Origin of the sequence: Pseudomonas sp. B6002 (assembly GCF_013385985.1) — a bacterium.
Lineage (GTDB): Bacteria > Pseudomonadota > Gammaproteobacteria > Pseudomonadales > Pseudomonadaceae > Aquipseudomonas.
Window position 1 is genome coordinate 297,151 of record NZ_JACAOY010000010.1, and the last position, 16,227, is coordinate 313,377.

At 56.3% G+C, this 16,227-nt stretch carries 14 protein-coding genes and 2 pseudogenes; 6 read left to right on the forward strand and 10 right to left on the reverse strand.

Annotation, left to right across the window (positions count from 1 at the left end; all coding sequences use genetic code 11):
• A partial coding sequence (locus HX792_RS14895; RefSeq protein WP_176996803.1) for a LysR family transcriptional regulator occupies positions 1–825 on the reverse strand: 825 nt, incomplete at its 3' end.
• 16 nt (positions 826–841) lie between these two features.
• Positions 842–3,106 (reverse strand): heavy metal translocating P-type ATPase, encoded by a 2,265-nt coding sequence (locus tag HX792_RS14900; RefSeq protein WP_176996804.1) that lies wholly within the window; start codon positions 3,104–3,106, stop codon positions 842–844.
• 85 nt (positions 3,107–3,191) lie between these two features.
• Here HX792_RS14900 and cadR point away from each other — a divergent pair, with 85 nt between their 5' ends.
• The 3 genes from cadR (at position 3,192) to HX792_RS14915 (ending at position 7,052) form a co-directional block, all read left to right on the forward strand.
• On the forward strand, positions 3,192–3,632 hold the full coding sequence (cadR, locus tag HX792_RS14905; protein WP_176996805.1) for a Cd(II)/Pb(II)-responsive transcriptional regulator: 441 nt from the start codon (positions 3,192–3,194) through the stop codon (positions 3,630–3,632).
• A 300-nt stretch (positions 3,633–3,932) separates the two neighbouring features.
• Complete coding sequence (locus HX792_RS14910; protein WP_176996806.1) at positions 3,933–4,814, forward strand: DUF1837 domain-containing protein; 882 nt, start codon at positions 3,933–3,935, stop codon at positions 4,812–4,814.
• A 12-nt stretch (positions 4,815–4,826) separates the two neighbouring features.
• On the forward strand, positions 4,827–7,052 hold the full coding sequence (locus HX792_RS14915; RefSeq protein ID WP_176996807.1) for a DEAD/DEAH box helicase: 2,226 nt from the start codon (positions 4,827–4,829) through the stop codon (positions 7,050–7,052).
• 68 nt (positions 7,053–7,120) lie between these two features.
• Here HX792_RS14915 and thyA read toward each other — a convergent pair.
• A pseudogene (gene thyA / locus HX792_RS30380) lies at positions 7,121–7,312 on the reverse strand (thymidylate synthase); the annotation flags it as partial.
• On the opposite strand from thyA, the pseudogene HX792_RS14920 reads away from it, so the two are divergent.
• Positions 7,292–7,486 (forward strand): annotated as a pseudogene (locus HX792_RS14920) (Cd(II)/Pb(II)-responsive transcriptional regulator); the annotation flags it as partial. The pseudogenes thyA and HX792_RS14920 overlap by 21 nt on opposite strands.
• A 146-nt stretch (positions 7,487–7,632) precedes the next feature.
• Here the strand turns inward: HX792_RS14920 and HX792_RS14925 are convergent.
• The gene (locus tag HX792_RS14925) at positions 7,633–8,466 is read right to left on the reverse strand and encodes a thymidylate synthase (protein WP_176996808.1); all 834 of its coding nucleotides are present in this window, start codon (positions 8,464–8,466) and stop codon (positions 7,633–7,635) included.
• A 51-nt stretch (positions 8,467–8,517) separates the two neighbouring features.
• Positions 8,518–9,330 carry a prolipoprotein diacylglyceryl transferase gene (lgt, locus tag HX792_RS14930; RefSeq protein ID WP_176996809.1) on the reverse strand — a complete coding sequence of 271 codons (813 nt, stop codon included), beginning with the start codon at positions 9,328–9,330 and terminating at the stop codon, positions 8,518–8,520.
• A 213-nt stretch (positions 9,331–9,543) separates the two neighbouring features.
• Here lgt and HX792_RS14935 point away from each other — a divergent pair, with 213 nt between their 5' ends.
• Positions 9,544–10,290, forward strand: a complete 747-nt coding sequence (locus HX792_RS14935) for an NRDE family protein (protein WP_176996810.1) — start codon at positions 9,544–9,546, stop codon at positions 10,288–10,290.
• A gap of 99 nt (positions 10,291–10,389) precedes the next feature.
• Here HX792_RS14935 and ptsP read toward each other — a convergent pair whose 3' ends face one another.
• Entirely contained in the window at positions 10,390–12,669 is a 2,280-nt protein-coding gene (gene ptsP / locus HX792_RS14940; protein ID WP_176996811.1) for a phosphoenolpyruvate--protein phosphotransferase, read from the reverse strand.
• A gap of 22 nt (positions 12,670–12,691) precedes the next feature.
• Positions 12,692–13,171: an RNA pyrophosphohydrolase gene (locus HX792_RS14945; protein WP_003176750.1), complete on the reverse strand. Its 480-nt coding sequence runs from the start codon at positions 13,169–13,171 to the stop codon at positions 12,692–12,694.
• A 143-nt stretch (positions 13,172–13,314) separates the two neighbouring features.
• Here HX792_RS14945 and HX792_RS14950 point away from each other — a divergent pair, with 143 nt between their 5' ends.
• Entirely contained in the window at positions 13,315–13,971 is a 657-nt protein-coding gene (locus HX792_RS14950; RefSeq protein ID WP_176996812.1) for an HAD family phosphatase, read from the forward strand.
• A 93-nt stretch (positions 13,972–14,064) separates the two neighbouring features.
• On the opposite strand, the gene HX792_RS14955 is transcribed toward HX792_RS14950, so the two are convergent.
• The 3 genes from HX792_RS14955 to HX792_RS14965 are packed head-to-tail and all read right to left on the reverse strand — an operon-like array spanning position 14,065 to position 16,208.
• Entirely contained in the window at positions 14,065–14,532 is a 468-nt protein-coding gene (locus HX792_RS14955) for a DUF2269 domain-containing protein (RefSeq protein ID WP_176996813.1), read from the reverse strand.
• Positions 14,529–15,779 carry an SDR family oxidoreductase gene (locus tag HX792_RS14960; RefSeq protein WP_176996814.1) on the reverse strand — a complete coding sequence of 417 codons (1,251 nt, stop codon included), beginning with the start codon at positions 15,777–15,779 and terminating at the stop codon, positions 14,529–14,531. Before HX792_RS14960 ends, HX792_RS14955 begins: the two co-directional genes overlap by 4 nt.
• A gap of 15 nt (positions 15,780–15,794) precedes the next feature.
• Complete coding sequence (locus HX792_RS14965) at positions 15,795–16,208, reverse strand: DUF2269 family protein (protein WP_176996815.1); 414 nt, start codon at positions 16,206–16,208, stop codon at positions 15,795–15,797.
• Positions 16,209–16,227 lie beyond the last annotated feature (19 nt).

The window sequence follows — 16,227 nt, forward strand, 5'->3', positions numbered from 1 at the left end:
CGCCGGCAACCGTGCGCCTTTGCGCTCCTTGAGGCAGTACAGATACTCCGGAATCTGCGGCGCATTCTCGATGGTCAGCACCCGCAACTGCGGGTCATGGGGCACTTCCTGGCGCGCAATGATGCTGATGCCGATATTGCGCAACACCGCCTCGCGGATCGACTCGCGGCTGCCGATCTCCAGCAGCGGCCCATAACTCACACCGGCGCCCTGCAACATTTCCTCGGTCAACCGCCGCGTGGTGGAGCCGCCTTCGCGCATCAACAAGGTGTGACCGGCCAACGCATTGAGCGGCACATGGTCGAGCTTGGCCAGTGGGTGGTTGCGATGCACCGCCAGCACCAGCGGGTCGGTGCCGAGCACGCGGCGGATCAGACGCGGGTCTTCGAGTAACTGTGACGAGGCGGCGACGTCGACGCGGTAATCATCCAGCGCTTCGAGGACCTGTTGGGAGTTGCCGATTTCCACCGACACCTCCACGTGGGGCAGGCGTTCGCGGAAGGCTTTGACCAGGTCGAGGATGTAATACGGCGCCGTCGCGGCAATCCGCAATGCGCCCTGGACCTGGCCGGTGTTGCGCAGGAAAAACTCGATATCCGCTTCCTGCTGCAACAGCGTCTTGACCATCGGCAGCAAGCGCGCGCCGTCGTCACTGACGGTGAGGCGACGCCCGCCGCGATAGAACAGCTCAACGCCGTAATGGCTTTCCAGGTTGCGGATCTGGGTGGTGACCGTGGGTTGGCTCAAGCCGAGTTTTTTCGCCGCCTGGGTGATGCTGCCCAGGCGGGCGACCATGAAAAAAGCCTTCAGCTCGGCACTCAGCACACCACCCTCTCATCGTTTATTTGCGCAACAGGCGCAGGCCATTGAACACCACCAGCAGGCTGACGCCCATGTCGGCGAACACCGCCATCCACATGGTCGCCATGCCTAGGAAGGTGACGGCCAAGAAGATCGCCTTGATCACCAGCGCCAGGGCAATGTTTTGCTTGAGGATACTCGACGTTTGCCGCGAGAGCCGAATGAAAGCCGGAATCTTGCGCAAATCATCGTCCATCAACGCCACGTCGGCGGTTTCGATGGCCGTGTCGGTGCCGGCTGCGGCCATGGCGAAGCCAATCTCGGCGCGGGCCAAGGCCGGGGCGTCGTTGATGCCGTCGCCGACCATGCCCACGCGGTGGCCTTGGCCGTAGAGGGTTTCGATAGCGTGCAGTTTGTCGGTGGGCAACAGGTCGCCCTGGGCCTGATCGATGCCGACCTGGGCGCCAATTGCCTGGGCAGTGTGGGTATTGTCGCCGGTGAGCATCAGGGTCTTGATGCCCAACGCATGCAGCTGCTGGATGGCTTCTCGGCTACTGTCTTTCACGGTGTCAGCCACGGCAAACAGCGCCAGCGGGCCGGACTTGTCGAGCAGCAACACCACGGACTTGCCTTGTTTCTCCAGAGCGAAGAGTTTTTCTTCCAGCGCCGGCGAGCACAGGCCGAGGTCTTCCACCAGGCGGTGGTTGCCCAGGTGATAGGTCTGGCCATTGATATCGCCGCGCACACCCCGCCCGGCCAGGGCTTCGAAGTTATCCACAACGTGCGTCGGCAGGTTTTTATCCACAGCCGCGTTGGCGATGGCCAGGGACACCGGATGGTCGGAACGCCCGGCCAAACTGGCGGCCAGGGCCGGCGCGCTGTCCTCGACGTTGGGGAACAGTGGCAAGTAGTCGGTTTGCACCGGCTTGCCGTGGGTGATGGTGCCGGTCTTGTCGAGGGCCAGGTAGTCGAGCTTGTAACCGCCCTCCAGGTACACGCCGCCCTTGATCAAGATGCCTTTGCGCGCCGCTGCCGCCAGGCCGCTGACGATGGTCACCGGGGTGGAAATCACCAGTGCACAAGGGCACGCGACCACCAGCAGCACGAGGGCGCGGTAGATCCAGTCAAACCAGGCGCCAGCCATGAACAGCGGCGGGATCACTGCCACGCCCAGGGCAAACAGGAACACGGCCGGGGTGTAGACCTTGGAGAAGCTGTCGACAAAGCGCTGGGTCGGCGCCCGTGCGCCTTGGGCCTGCTCCACGGCGTGGATGATACGCGCCAGGGTGGAGTTGTTGGCCGCAGCCGTCACCTTGTATTCCAGGGAGCCGGCCTGGTTGATGGTGCCGGCGAAGACTTTATCGCCCACGGTCTTTTCAATCGGCAGGCTTTCACCGGTGATCGGCGCCTGGTCGATGGTGGACTGGCCGGCGGTGACTTCACCGTCCAGGCCGATGCGTTCGCCGGGTTTTACCCTCACGATTGCGCCAATCTCAATACTTTTGACCTCCTGTTCAGCCCACGAACCGTCCGCCTGGCGAACCGTGGCCTGTTCGGGCGTCATCTGCATCAAGCCGCTGATGGCGTTGCGTGCACGGTCCAGGGACTTGGCTTCGATCAGCTCGGCCACGGTAAACAGGAACATCACCATGGCGGCTTCCGGCCACTGGCCAATCAGCACGGCGCCGGTGACGGCAATGCTCATCAAGGCATTGATGTTCAGGTTGAGGTTTTTCAGGGCGATCCAGCCCTTTTTGTAGGTGGTAAGGCCGCCGCTGAGGATCGACACCAGCGCCACCACAGCAATCACCCATGTCGGTGCGGCACTGGTGAAGTGAAGCACTTCGGCGCCCAACGCGCCGACGCCAGACACCGCCAACGGCCACCAGTGTTTCTTGGCAGGCGGCTCGGCGGCGGGAGTGCCTTCTTCGATGGGGTCGGCTTGCATGCCGAGGGATTTGATCGCGTCGATGATCGGCGCAGTATTCGGCAGGTCATGGGTGACGCCGAGAATGCGGTTGATCAGGTTGAATTCCAGCTGCTGCACGCCGGCGAGCTTGCCCAGTTTGTTCTGGATCAGCGTTTGTTCGGTGGGGCAGTCCATGGCTTCGATGCGGAAGGTGCTCAGGCGCGAGCCGGCGGTGGGGGCTTCGCTCAGTTGCACCACCGCAGGGGCTGGCGTACCGGAACAGCAGGAACCGCCGTGGCCGTGGTTGTGCACAGGCGTGAGTTTCTTCGGGGCATGATCGTGATCATGGTCATGACCGTGGTCGTGCTTGTGTGGGGTGTGCAGGGAATCGCTCATTCTGTCGCGTCCGTAAAGGTGCCTGTTGCCAAGTAAAGACCCTGTAGCCACTATAGGGTCAAGCACCCATTTGGAGATTGCTGCGATGAAGATCGGCGAACTGGCCAAACTGACCGACTGTCAGGTGGAAACCATCCGGTATTACGAGAAAGAAGGCCTGCTGCCACCCCCGGCCCGCACGGACGCCAACTACCGCGTGTACACCCAGGCACACACCGAGCGGCTGATCTTTATCCGCAATTGCCGCAGCCTCGACATGACCCTGGAAGAAATCCGCAGCCTGCTGGGCCTGCGCGACAGCCCCCAGGACCAGTGCGAAAGCGTGAATGCGTTGATCGACGAACATATCCACCACGTGAAAGCGCGGATTGACGGGCTGTTGGCGTTGCAGGAGCAGTTGCTGGACCTGCGCCAGCGCTGCGGCGGTGGGGAGCAGTGCGGGATTTTGCAGCGGCTGGAAGTCAGCGGAAGCGTGCAGGCCAGTGAGGCTGAGCCTTCACATGTGGGCAGAAGCCACGGGCATTGAGCCCAAGAGCCAAATTTAAAAGCATCAATCTTATTCATACGGCGCCCGAAAAACTGATGCAAGTCATACTTTAAACTGCATTCAAAGTACTCACTTAGCCCCCTCCTTTTATGATTACTGTTTTTATATACAGTGCCGATTTTATTTAAGGTCACCGGCCTCTGTTTAGGAAAAATCTAATATTTCGTAGAAAGCTGCAGCTGATGGTTGCAATTTGCCATCAAAGAGTGGTTAATTTGCCATCAGTGAATTCATATATGTATATCTAGACAACAGCAATTGTTATTCATGGAATAGAATATGGACGCCGCATTAAAAACAAGAGTTGCTAATCAAATATTCAAGTTTGAAACAAACTTCACAACAAAAAAAACAGATGACTCCTCCTTTACTTTAGACTACGAAGGTGGCAGATATCGCCAATCAGAATTAGTCGGATTAATCAGAGATACTGTTCCATTTTTTGCGCTGACCTCAAAAGAAATTTCTTCAATAGATAGATCTGACTGGAACAAACAAAGCTTCACGCGAATTTCAGACGCGAATATTAACTCAAAAGGAGATTATGGAGAGTTATTATTATATTTAGTTCTTTCCGTATTTTATGATGTTCCAAAATTTGTAACAAAGGCTAGACTCAGATCAACCACGAGAGAACAAATAAAGGGTTTCGACTGTGCCCATTTTTCTGTGGAAAATTCGAAAGTAACACTTTGGCTTGGGGAAGCCAAGTTTCACAAAAGTGTTTCGGGGGCCGTGAACTCCGCTCTAAAATCCTTAAACGAACATCTAAATGATGCCGAAAAAATCAAATCAGAATTAAAGCTTTTAGGCGGTGAAATAGAGATCAATAAAAAACTTGAGCCAGAAAAATATGATCTCTTAAAACAATATGTCGCAGGAGGGAAATCACTAGACAAGGTCAATATCGCGGTACCAGTCTTGATAACCTATGATAGTTCCTGCATTAAAAAGCATTGTAATACTGGGATCGGCGACATTGAAGACGATACTCTTAGAAATGAACTTGAGTCGGAACTAGAATCACATTTCAAAAAAATCTATAAAAAATCCTGGCCAGCGCATAAAAATATAAAAATAGTTTTCTTTGCAATCCCACTAGAGTCAGTATCCAATCTAAAAAGCATGATCGGGCAAGTAGAAGCCGCGATGAAGTTTTAAAGGAGCACTATTATGATTTCATCAATCAAGTCAATGCTTGCTGACATCAAGTCTAAGGAAGACATTAGTACAAGCACCATCGAGCAAATGCTCATCAACACTTATCGCCTACTCGATTCTGAAGATGAAGAAAATTACAATCTTTGCCTTTCAAGTATATGCCATGTGGCAAACATTAATCATAGTGACCTTATGGTCCAGCAGTTACTTCACGACTGCATTATCAAATCAAGAATTTTTCTCTATGATGGGCTTCTTCAATCAATAAGACCCGAATATGCTCCTTACATCTCCGCCCAAGACAGCATATTGCAAAATTTTTACACTAGTCGCAAAACCAACACCACCTTGACAAAACCTCAAAAAGAAGTTTTTGACTTATTTCAAAAACATCGTCGACTAATAGTAAGCGCTCCCACATCCTTCGGCAAAACGCGAATAATTCGAGAAATAATATCGTCAAATGACTACAAAAAAATCGCGCTAATAATGCCTACTGTGTCCCTGCTATCAGAGCAATATCAAGACATTAAAAAAAGCATCCCCGGGTATACAATAGTCAAATCCTCTAAAGTTAAAATTGATGAAGATGAAAACTATATACTGGTGCTTACGCCTGAACGAATGAGTGCGTTTATGGATGAAAATCCAAAATTCCAAATTGACTTTTTTGTCATGGATGAAATTTACAAAACTGACTACAAGCTAGATGATGACCGATACAAAGTATTTTCAGACATTCTCTATCGCCTCGCCAAACAAAACACGCACTTTTATCTAATTGGTCCTTATATATCAGATTTCAGTGAAAAATTTCGAGAAAAGTTTAATGCAAAATTTAAGCGATTTGAGTTGGAAATCGTACAAAAAGACTATTACAAGTTAGATAAAATAAAAAACAAAGGTACTCATTTCATTGAAAATAGCCCTTTGAAAATTATTGGCAACCCATATAAAAATCTGTACAGAATAATTTCTCAGAAAAATATCGACGGAAAGTTTTTAATATACCGCTATCAAAAACAATATGTTGAAGATACAGCAAAAAAACTTGCCAACACTTGGCAAGTCAAACCTCACAATGAGGAATTGGTCGATTATTTATCTCAGTCTGTCTCAGCTGATTGGGACCTCATAGACTGTATAAGAAAGGGCGTAGCGTTCCATCATGGAGCAATGCCCAGACATATTCAGGATTTAATCGTAGATGAGTTCAACGACAATTCCCCAACAGGAATAAACTATTTATTTTGCACAACCTCCTTAACCGAAGGCATAAATTCAGCGGCAAAAAATGTTGTTATATATGATAAAAAGATAGGAAAGGGAGATACATTAGGCACACTAGACAGGAAAAACATAGAAGGTAGAGCCGGAAGATTTATGCAACACTTTATTGGGCGAGTTTTTTACCTTGAAACTGACGATAAAAAAGATAAAGAATCTATAGTTGAAATTGAATATTTAGATAAACCAAGACCTGCCATCGAATCACTTCTGCAGTTAGATAAAAATGATATCCCAGAAGACCGAAACAATCTTCATAACGACTTTCTAAGCAAAATCGGCAAGCTAGAAATCCCTGAGTCTTTAATCAAGGCAAACAGATTTGTATCTGTAGATGGTCAAATTGCGCTAATTCAACACTTGCGTCATTTTAGTGCTGAATATTTCTTCGAAGATCATTATCCAGACAAACCAATTCAAACAAAAATTCTTTCATCAATTTATGACTTTTTATTCACGGAAAACGACAAAGGTCGTAACTTTGACAATGAAGCTGGCAAGTCAATCCTTATCCAACTCACAAACTATTATGCTTTTTTAAAGCCTTCATTCAAACAACTCTTAGAGTCGGACACTATAATCAGGCAACGGAAAGAACAAAGCTCACGAATTCGTTACGTTTTCGACTTGACCACAAAATACTTTGAATTCGTATGGCCTAAGTATATTAAGGCATTTGAAAATATTTACAATTTTGTTGCCGTTGAGAAATCAGCAGATATTATCCGACTAGACATGTTAATAGCACAGCTTGAATACGGAACCACCAAACCTCATGAGATTATTCTTAGAGATTCTGGCCTTCCGAATGAAATTATTGGAAAAATCTCGAAGTTCTTCAAAGATTGCAAAACATTTGAAGATATACAGAAAATCACCTCATCACACAGAATAGAAATAAATAGAAAAATTCACTCAATAGAATCAAAAGTTCTTGATAAGTACATTTGAAGTAAAGTTTCGAACTGCATCTCCACCTAGAGAGAGAGGTCAGTTCGGCCTCTCTTTTCTATTGTATGTCACACTGCCATTGACGCTGTCAGCGGCGCACGGCGCTCATATCCTGCTAGCGAGAAATCGCTAGGTTCGGTCAACTTTAACCACTTTGACTGATATATCCCTGTCTTCGCAAACTCCGGCACACGGTCACTGATGACGAGCTTCGGCACAGCAAGCTGCTCGCGCTTGAACTGTTCATTGACCACATCCACCACGTCAAGGCGCGGATCGATGGGCTGTTGGCGTTACAGGAACAACTGCTGGACCTGCGCCAGCGGTGCGGCGGTGGGGAGCAGTGCGGGATTTTGCAGCGGCTGGAAGTCAGCGGAAGCGTGCAGGCCAGTGAGGCTGAGCCTTCACATGTGGGCAGAAGCCATGGCCATTAGCCTTGGGTGAAAACCCAATCAAACTGTGGGAGCTGGCTTGCCTGCGATAGCGGTACATCAGACACCTATCAGGTGCTGACACTCCGCGATCGCAGCGGTGCGACGACTCGACAAGCCAGCTCCCACAGTTTTGATCGAGGCGGGCTTCAGATCGCGACGTCGGCCTTGATGCTCGGGTCGGCGTCATAACCCACAATCTCGAAATCTTCGAACTTGTAATCGTAGATCGACGCAGGCTTACGCTTGATCACCAGCTCCGGCAGCTTCTTCGGCGTACGCGCCAGTTGGGTGCGGATCTGTTCCATGTGGTTGCTGTAGGCGTGGGTGTCGCCGGTGGTGACGATGATCTCGTGGGGGATCAGGTCGCACTGCTGGGCCAGCATGTGGGTAAGCAATGCCAGGGCGGCGGTGTTGTATGGCAGGCCGAGGAAGACGTCGGAGCTGCGGATATACAACTGCATCGACAGGTGGCCGTCGTGCACAAACGCCTGGTACAGCAGGTGGCACGGCGGCAGGGCTTGCTTGCCGTCGAGTGCGTTTTGCTGCGGGCTCTTGGTTTCGTCGGGCAGGTATTCGACGTTCCAGCCGTGGAACAGGATGCGTCGGCTGTTGGGGTTGTTCTTCAACGTATCGACCATGTAGTCGATCTGGTTGATCGTGCCGCCGTCCTTGGTCGGCCAGGCGGTCCACTGCTCGCCGTACACCGGGCCGAGGTCGCCGTCTTCGGTGGCCCATTCGTCCCAGATACGCACGCCGTTTTCGTTGAGCCACTTGATGTTGGTGTTGCCACTCAACATCCAGATCAATTCGTTGGCGATGCTTTTGAAGTGAAGCTTCTTGGTGGTCAGCAGCGGGAAGCCGTCGGCCAAGTTATGCCGATACTGACGGGCAAACACGGCCTTGGTGCCGGTGCCAGTGCGATCGCCCTTGGTCAATCCATTGGTCACGACGTCGTTCAGTAGTTCGAGATATTGCTTCATGTGTGTACCTGTATCAAAGAAGCCGGGGCTCGCAAGCCCCGGCATTCGAATTTAAAGCGCGGCGTTCTTCAACGGCTGCGGGCGATTGTACGCCCACCACAGCAGGCCCAGGCCGCCCAGGATCATCGGCAGGCTGAGGATCTGACCCATGGTCACCCAACCCCACGCCAGGTAGCCCAGCTGTGCATCCGGCACGCGGACGAACTCGACGATGAAGCGGAAGATGCCGTAGAACAGCGCGAACATGCCGGACACGGCCATGGTCGGGCGCGGCTTGCGCGAGAAGATATAGAGGATAAGGAACAGCGCCACGCCTTCCAACGCGAATTGGTAAAGCTGCGACGGGTGGCGCGGCAGCTGCGCCGGGTCGCTGAACGGCGGGAACACCATGGCCCACGGCACGTCGCTTGGCTTGCCCCACAACTCGGCGTTGATGAAGTTACCGATACGCCCGGCGCCCAGGCCGATCGGCACGAACGGCGCGACGAAGTCCATCAACTGGAAGAATGACTTGCCGTTGCGACGGCCGAACCACCAGGCGGCGATCATCACGCCGATAAACCCACCATGGAACGCCATGCCGCCCTTCCACACCTCGAAGATCAGCGTCGGGTTGGCAATGTAGGCCGACAAATCGTAAAACAGCACATACCCCAGGCGTCCGCCGACGATCACCCCCATCGACATCCAGAACACCATGTCGGAGAGTTTCTCCTTGGTCCAGGTCGGGTCGAAGCGGTTCAGGCGCCGGGAGGCCAGCACCCAGGCACCACCGATGCCGATCAGGTACATCAACCCGTACCAGTGGATTTTCAGCGGACCGATGGCCAAGGCCACCGGGTCGATCTGCGGGTAAGGCAGCATTGCGACTCCTCGTTAAATCATTAGTCATGACGCACCGGACCATGCCGGTGTGCGATTAAGCCTGCGTTACAGCCGCTATTTCAAATTAAGAAGTTCACACGCACCGAATCGCTTGGCATGTTAACGGATGGAAGGCACGCGACCCAACTGGATACGATGGATCGCCTCTGCCCGAGTGGGTAGAGTGGCAAGAAACACAAAAGGGATCGCCTGATGTGCCTGATTGTTTTCGCCTGGCGGCCGGGCCACGCCCAGCCGCTGATCGTCGCGGCCAACCGTGATGAATTCTACGCCCGCCCCAGCCTGCCCCTGGCCCAGTGGCCGGATGCGCCCGAAGTCTACGCCGGCCGCGACCAGGAAGCGGGTGGCACCTGGCTGGGGGTGAGCGCCGATGGGCGTTTTGCCGCCCTCACCAACATCCGCAACCCGCACCAGCCGCCGGCACGCAAGTCCCGGGGGGAGCTGGTGGCGCGCTTTCTCAGCGGTTCTTTACCCATTGATGAGTATTTGGCCGACGTTAACGGACGTTCGATTGAATATGCCGGGTTCAACCTGCTGGTGGGCACGCGGGAAGAGCTGTGGCATTACAACGCCAATGACACCGAGCCCACGCGGTTGAAGGCCGGGGTTTATGGGCTGTCGAATGCCGGGCTGGATACGCCGTGGCCCAAGTTGCTCAAGGCCAAGGCGGCGTTGAATGCCGTGCTGGATGATCCGCAGCCGGAGGCCTTGCTGGGGATTCTGAGTGATCCACAGACCGCCCCCTTTGCCGAGCTGCCGGATACCGGGGTGGGGTTGGCGACGGAAAGTCTGTTGTCGAGCGTGTTTATTGCCAGCCCCAGTTATGGGACGCGGGCCAGTACGGCGTTGATTGTGAATGCCGACGGGACGCGGCGGATGGTGGAGCACAGTTTCGGGCCGCATGGCGGGCGGCTTGGCGAGGTAGAACTGCATATTTGACGGCGCTTGGACCGGCCTCATCGCAGGCAAGCCAGCTCCCACAGTTGGAATGCATTTCAACTGTGGGAGCTGGCTTGCCTGCGATGGCCGCGCCTCGGTCTAGAGGGTTTTCGCAGAGGCCGGGTTGATCATGCGCGTCAGCCCCAGGTTCTTCAGCGCCAACTGCAGCGAGCTGTGGATAACTTGCGGGTTGTCGATGGTCATCAACTCCGCCAGCAACTCCTTGGCCATGCCCAGTTCAACCTGGCGCAGCATCCACTTCACCTTCGGCAAGTTGGTGGCGTTCATCGACAGGCTGTCAAAGCCCATCGCCATCAACAGCACCGCGGCCGCCGGGTCACCGGCCATTTCACCGCAGATACTCACTGGCTTGCCTTCGGCATGGGCGTCGCGCACCACATGTTGCAGGGCTTGCAGCACCGCCGGGTGCAGGTAGTCGTAGAGGTCGGCCACCCGTGGGTTGTTGCGGTCCACGGCCAGCAGGTATTGGGTCAGGTCGTTGGAGCCTACCGAGAGGAAGTCCACCTGCCGCGCCAGCTCTTTAGCCTGGTACACCGCTGCCGGGATTTCGATCATCACGCCAATCGGCGGCATCGGTACGTCGGCGCCTTCGTCGCGCACTTCGCCCCAGGCGCGGTGGATCAGGTGCAGCGCCTCTTCCAGCTCATGGGTGCCGGAGATCATCGGCAGCAGGATGCGCAGGTTGTTCAGGCCTTCGCTGGCCTTGAGCATGGCGCGGGTCTGCACGAGGAAAATTTCAGGGTGGTCGAGGGTGACGCGAATGCCGCGCCAGCCGAGGAAGGGGTTGTCTTCCTTGATCGGGAAATACGACAGTGACTTGTCGCCGCCGATGTCCAGGCTGCGCATGGTCACCGGCAACGGGTGGAAGGCGGACAGTTGCTCGCGATAGATCGCCAGCTGCTCCTTCTCACTCGGGAAACGCTGGTTGATCATGAACGGCACTTCGGTGCGGTACAGGCCCACCCCTTCGGCGCCGCGCTGTTGCGCGCGGGCCACATCGGCCAGCAGGCCGGTGTTGACCAGCAGCGGCACACGGTGGCCGTCGAGGGTCACGCACGGCAGTTCGCGCAAGGAATCCAGGCCCAGGGCCAGTTGTTTCTCTTCCTCAACCACTTCGCCGTATTGCTTGCGCAGCACGTCGCTGGGGTTGGTGTAGACCTCGCCGCGATGGCCGTCGACGATCATGTCGATGCCGTCGACCTTGGCATACGGCAGGTCCACCAGGCCCATCACCGTCGGAATGCCCATCGCACGCGCCAGGATGGCAACGTGGGAGTTGCCCGAACCGAGTACCGAGACCAGGCCTACCAGCTTGCCTTCCGGTACTTCGCCGAGTTGGGTGGCCGTCAGTTCTTCACTGACCAGAATGGTGTTGTCAGGGAACACCATGTTGGTGCTCCGGTCTTCCTGCAGGTAGGCCAGCAGGCGGCGACCAAGATCGCGCACGTCCGAAGCCCGCTCGCGCAGGTAGTCGTCGTCCATCATTTCAAAGCGGTTGACGTGATCGGTGACCACCTGGCGCAGCGCGCCCTGGGCCCACTGGCCGGTCTTGATCACGGTCTTGACTTCATTACCCAGGGACGCGTCGTCGAGCATCATCTGGTACACGTCGAACAGCGCGCGCTCTTCGGGGCGCAGCTGGGTGGCCAGCTTGTTCGACAGGTTGCGCATGTCGGCGCGCACGCCTTCCAGGGCCGTCTTGAACAGTTTGATTTCGGCGTCGATGTCCGTGACGGTCTTGTCCGGCACCACGTCCAGGTCTGCCGGCGGCAACATGACCACCGCCGTACCGACCGCAGCGCCCGGCGAGCCCGGTACGCCAACAAACTTGGCTTCCTGGATGCCCTTGCCTTCACGGCCCAGGCCGCGAATCGAGCCGGTGGCTTCGGCGTGGGCAATTACCCCGGCCAATTGCGCGCTCATGGTCACGAGGAAAGCTTCTTCACCTTCATCGAACTGGCGGCGTTCTTTTTGCTGGATGACCAACACGCCAACGACGCGGCGGTGGTGAATGATCGGTGCGCCGAGGAACGAGGCGTAACGCTCTTCGCCGGTTTCGGCAAAGTAGCGGTAACGCGGGTGATCGGCCGCGTTTTCAAGGTTCAGGGGTTCTTCACGCGTCCCCACCAGGCCCACCAGACCTTCATTGGGCGCCATGCTGACCTTGCCGATGGAGCGCTTGTTCAAGCCCTCGGTGGCCATCAGCACAAAACGGTTGGTCTCGGGGTCCAGCAGGTAAACCGAGCAGACCTGGCTGCCCATGGCTTCCTTGACGCGCAACACAATAATCCCCAACGCCGCCTTGAGATCCTTGGCGGAGTTAACTTCCTGGACGATCTTGCGCAGCGTATTGAGCATGGCTCGGGGTCGAACTCCGTCGTCAGTCGCGCGCTAAAAGGCGCGGGGCAAGCTCTTTGAGAGCGCGACGATAAACTTCGCGCTTGAATGTCACCACCTGGCCCAACGGGTACCAATAGCTGACCCAGCGCCAGCCATCGAACTCCGGTTTACCGGTCAAATCCATCCGCACCCGCTGCTCGTTGGAGATCAGGCGCAGGAGAAACCATTTCTGCTTCTGGCCGATGCACAGCGGTTGGCTGTGGGTACGCACCAGGCGTTGCGGCAAACGATAGCGCAACCAGCCACGGGTGCAGGCCAGAATTTGCACATCTTCGCGCTCCAGGCCGACTTCTTCATTCAACTCACGGTACAAGGCGTCTTCAGGGGTTTCGTCGGGGTTGATTCCGCCTTGAGGAAACTGCCAGGCATCTTGGTTGATTCGGCGAGCCCATAGCACCTGTCCGGCATCATTCGTAAGAATAATCCCGACATTAGGACGGAAACCATCGGGGTCGATCACGGCAACAACCTCGCAAACGCATGTCGCCGCATTGTTCCACAAAGGTTGATCAAGCGGCAACGAGGCTTCTTACCTTATGTGCACTCTTGTGAAAAGACCGTATTCTGGACGCCTTTTTACAGACTTTTCAGCGAGTAACTGCAATGCGCCTGGCTTTATTCGACTTGGACAACACCCTCCTCGGCGGTGACAGCGATCACGCCTGGGGCGATTACCTCTGTGAACGCGGGATTCTCGACCCGGTGGCCTACAAGGCCCGCAACGACGAGTTCTATCAGGATTACCTGGCCGGCAAGCTGGACAATGCCGCCTACCTGAACTTCAGCCTGGAAATCCTCGGCCGCACCGAAATGGACCAGCTTGATGAGTGGCACAACGACTTCATGCGCGACTGCATCGATGCGCTGATGCTGCCCCTGGCCGCAGAACTGCTGGCCAAGCACCGCGCCGCCGGCGACAAGCTGGTGATCATCACCGCCACCAACCGTTTCGTCACCGCGCCGATCGCCGCACGCCTGGGCGTGGAAACCCTGATCGCCACCGAGTGCGAGATGGAAAACGGCCGCTACACCGGGCGCAGCACCGACGTGCCGTGCTTCCGCGAAGGCAAGGTGACACGCCTGAACCGTTGGCTGGAAGAGACCGGGTACAGCCTGGAAGACAGCTACTTCTATAGCGATTCGATGAATGACCTGCCGTTGCTGGAGCAAGTGGCCCATGCAGTGGCGGTGGATCCGGACCCGAATCTGCGGGCAGAAGCCGAGAAGCGTGGCTGGCCGGTGATTACCCTGCGTAGCTGAGGGCCCCATCGCCGGCAAGCCGGCTCCTACAGAAGATCGCATAACCCTGTAGGAGCCGGCTTGCCGGCGATGAAGCCACCTCGGTCCCACGCCCTACATCGGCTTGGCCACCATCAGATAGAAAATCCCCACAAACGCCAAAAACGCCGGCCATCCCAGGCCAAACCACCAGCGCATGTAGGTCGCCGCCTTGATCGGCATCGCCGTGCCATCACGCAGCGCCTGCTCCGCCATTTTGTGTACGCGAATCTGCAGCCACACCACCGGCAGCCAGCAGATACCGGCCAGTACATACAGGCCGAACGTCCACTGCAACCAGCTCTGCTGCACCGACCAGCCCGCCAGATGCATCAGGCCGATCCCGCTCAATGGCTGGAACACCGCCGTGGTGGCGGTAAAGGCCCAGTCGGCGAAGATCAGGTGCTTGAAGGTCACGGCGATCACCTCGACCTTGCCGGTGCGCCAGGCACGCAACGCGTAGTAGGCCGAGCCCGCACCCAAGCCGAACAGGATGGTGGAGGACAGGATGTGCAGGGTTTTCAGCAGCAGGTAGGCGCTCATCGACGGGGTTCAGTCCAAAACAGCCATAAAGTGGCCACCATCAACACCAGGTTCTTGGCGACGGCGGCGTAGGGGTCAAACCAGTAGTGAGGCAGGATCAGGCTGATGAACAGGGTGTATCCCGCCATCAGCGCCAACTGCAAGATCAAGGTCTGGCGCCGCCAGCGCTTGATCATCAGCCCCAGGCCCAGCAGGGCATCGCACAATGAGCCACCGATCACGGCCAATGCCGCCCAGACGCCCTGTACACCGGCCTCGGCCATGATGCGCAGGCCCCAGTCGTAACCCGGACCGAGGCACACCGCTGCGGTGCCCAACCAGATCAGCACCATCACCGCCAGCATCAGCGGGCGGATCGTGCGCTGGCTGCTCACGGCCGCCGTGGGCCAGTCCTGCAGGCGCGCTGGCAGCGGCGCGGCGGTGTAGCCGCAGACCGAGGCCAGCACGTCGGGGTCGGCCACGTTGTCTCGTTGCGCCAGGGCAATGCTTTGCCGATTCAACGCACGCCAGCCCAATCGATCCCCCAGCCAGCCGCCCAGCCCCAACAGAGGTACCTGCACGTATCGGCCGGGCCCCCAGCCCTGGGCGGCGCGCAGATGGTCAATGACGTTAGACAGGCGCATCGGCTGCGGCCCCACCAACGGCAACACCAAGGATTCGGTGGGCCAGCGGCGCATCAAGGTCAGCACCGCTCCGACCACATCATCTATATGCACGGGTTGCAGTTGGGCCTTGAGGTCCAGCAAGGGAATCAACGGCCAAGGCGACAGCCCGACCAGCCAGGCGCTGCTGGTTCCGCCCTCGCCTATTACCAATGAAGGCCGCAGCACTACGGAGTTCAGGTTGAGGCCAAGTAGATAATCGTCAGCGGCGCCTTTGCTGGCCAGAAACGGCAGGTCCGATTGAGCGGAGGCTCCCAAGGCCGAAACCTGCAGCACCCGGACACCCCGCTGAGCCGCCAGATCAAACAGCGCACGAGCGCCCTGATCCTGTACACGGCTTAATTGGGCCGCATCCACGCTCAGCAAGCCCGCCGCATTGATCAATAAATCGACAGCATCAGGAAATATGAAGTGCTCGGGATCGGCCGCCAACAGACTCAGGTCCAGCGACCGCCACTCCACCCCAGGCGCGCTCGGCTGCTTAGGTTCGCGACAGGTGGCAATCACGCGGTGCCCGGCTTGCTGCAAGGCACGCAACAGATGGCGGCCCACAAACCCTGTGGCACCGACCAGAAGAACGTTCATGAAGATCCTTTTCGATTAAACCGGCTTGGCACCCATCAGCCCGGCAATCGCCACAAACCCCACCAGGCTGACCACCGCCAGCACCAAGGTGAAGTTCAGGCTACCGCCCTCGCCCTTGCGCAGGCGGTTGAGCCGCGCCACCAGCCAGAACCAGGCCAGCGCGGCCACGGTATAAAGGATGCTGGAGCCCAGGATCCAGGTCTGCCCCAACGGCCAGCCGATCAGGTGCACCAGCCACCAGCCGGTAAACGGCATGCTGACCACGCACACCCCCATCAACAGCCACACGAACGCCCAAGGGCGCTGCACGGTCGCCGCCGGGCCAGCGCTGCGTTTGCGCCAGGCCAGCAGCGCCAGGCCGAGGCCACTGAGCAGCAGCAACGCCGTGGCCGCGATGTGAAAAACTTTCAGGGTGGTCAGGGTTTCCATGTGTCGTCTTCCTTATAGG

Excerpts from the sequence above, each read along its gene's own strand:
- HX792_RS14910 (WP_176996806.1), top strand. The coding sequence starts at position 3,933 with ATGGACGCCGCATTAAAAACAAGAGTTGCTAATCAAATATTCAAGTTT.
- cadR (WP_176996805.1), top strand. The coding sequence starts at position 3,192 with ATGAAGATCGGCGAACTGGCCAAACTGACCGACTGTCAGGTGGAAACC.
- HX792_RS14965 (WP_176996815.1), bottom strand. The coding sequence starts at position 16,208 with ATGGAAACCCTGACCACCCTGAAAGTTTTTCACATCGCGGCCACGGCG.
- HX792_RS14900 (WP_176996804.1), bottom strand. The coding sequence starts at position 3,106 with ATGAGCGATTCCCTGCACACCCCACACAAGCACGACCACGGTCATGAC.
- HX792_RS14955 (WP_176996813.1), bottom strand. The coding sequence starts at position 14,532 with ATGAGCGCCTACCTGCTGCTGAAAACCCTGCACATCCTGTCCTCCACC.
- HX792_RS14915 (WP_176996807.1), top strand. The coding sequence starts at position 4,827 with ATGATTTCATCAATCAAGTCAATGCTTGCTGACATCAAGTCTAAGGAA.
- ptsP (WP_176996811.1), bottom strand. The coding sequence starts at position 12,669 with ATGCTCAATACGCTGCGCAAGATCGTCCAGGAAGTTAACTCCGCCAAG.
- HX792_RS14950 (WP_176996812.1), top strand. The coding sequence starts at position 13,315 with ATGCGCCTGGCTTTATTCGACTTGGACAACACCCTCCTCGGCGGTGAC.
- lgt (WP_176996809.1), bottom strand. The coding sequence starts at position 9,330 with ATGCTGCCTTACCCGCAGATCGACCCGGTGGCCTTGGCCATCGGTCCG.
- HX792_RS14960 (WP_176996814.1), bottom strand. The coding sequence starts at position 15,779 with ATGAACGTTCTTCTGGTCGGTGCCACAGGGTTTGTGGGCCGCCATCTG.
- HX792_RS14925 (WP_176996808.1), bottom strand. The coding sequence starts at position 8,466 with ATGAAGCAATATCTCGAACTACTGAACGACGTCGTGACCAATGGATTG.
- HX792_RS14935 (WP_176996810.1), top strand. The coding sequence starts at position 9,544 with ATGTGCCTGATTGTTTTCGCCTGGCGGCCGGGCCACGCCCAGCCGCTG.